Annotated in this window: 1 protein-coding gene; it reads left to right on the top strand. The window is 71.3% G+C overall.

Translation table 11 applies throughout. The features are described from left to right. Window positions 1–892: glycoside hydrolase family 26 protein (locus SSBG_RS12060; RefSeq protein ID WP_008746410.1), on the top strand; the 892-nt coding region annotated here is incomplete at both ends.

The raw sequence follows: 892 nt of genomic DNA on the forward strand, positions 1-892 counted from the left end.
CCGCGCCCGGCACCGGTTTCGGCGCGTACCTCCACTACGGCCCGCGCGGGGTCACGAGCATGGCGGACTTCTCGCGCTGGCTCGGCGGCCGTGAGGTGACGGTGGGGCACACGTACCTGCCCGGGGACGTCTGGTCGAACATCGAGGGCGCGCCCGCGTGGCTCGCGGACTGGGCCGGGTGGTACAAGGCGAAGCCGGGGCGCACGTTCGTCCTCAACGTGCCGATGCTGGAGCGCACGGAGACCCGGGTGCCGGACGCGGCGGTGGCGCTGGAGCTGCGGCGCGGCGCGGCGGGCCTGTACGACGCGCACTTCGAGCGGCTCGCGCGGCGGCTCGTGGGGCTCGGGGTGCCGGACGCGGTGCTCGTGGTCGGCTGGGAGATGAACGGCACGACGTACACGCACCGGTGCGGTCCCGACCCGCGCGCGTGGCGGGCGTACTGGGCGCGGATCACGCGCGTGATGAACAAGGTCGAGGGCGCGGGATTCCGTTTCGATTTCGCGCCGACGCGCGGGCGGGACGCCACGCCGTGGACGGAGTGCTATCCGGGTGACGACGCGGTGGACATCATCGGGATGGATTCCTACGACCTGCCGCACGGGACGGATTTCGACGAGCAGATCTCGGAGCCGTACGGGCTCCAGGCGCAGGTGGATTTCGCGGCGCGGCACGGGAAAGCGACCTCGTACCCCGAATGGGGGCTTTTCAAGAACGGTGACAACGCGGAGTACATGCGGCGGATGATCGGCTGGATGGAGAAGCACCCGCCGCTCTACCAGACGATTTCCGATTACTGCCCGCACGGGGTGTGGCAGTGCCGGATGAACGCGCGGGCGACGGACGTCTACCGGGAGGCGTTCAGGGCGGGCGGCCGGCCGCCCGCCGAGGAGGA

Origin of the sequence: Streptomyces sp. SPB074 (genome assembly GCF_000154905.1) — a bacterium.
Taxonomy (GTDB): domain Bacteria; phylum Actinomycetota; class Actinomycetes; order Streptomycetales; family Streptomycetaceae; genus Streptomyces.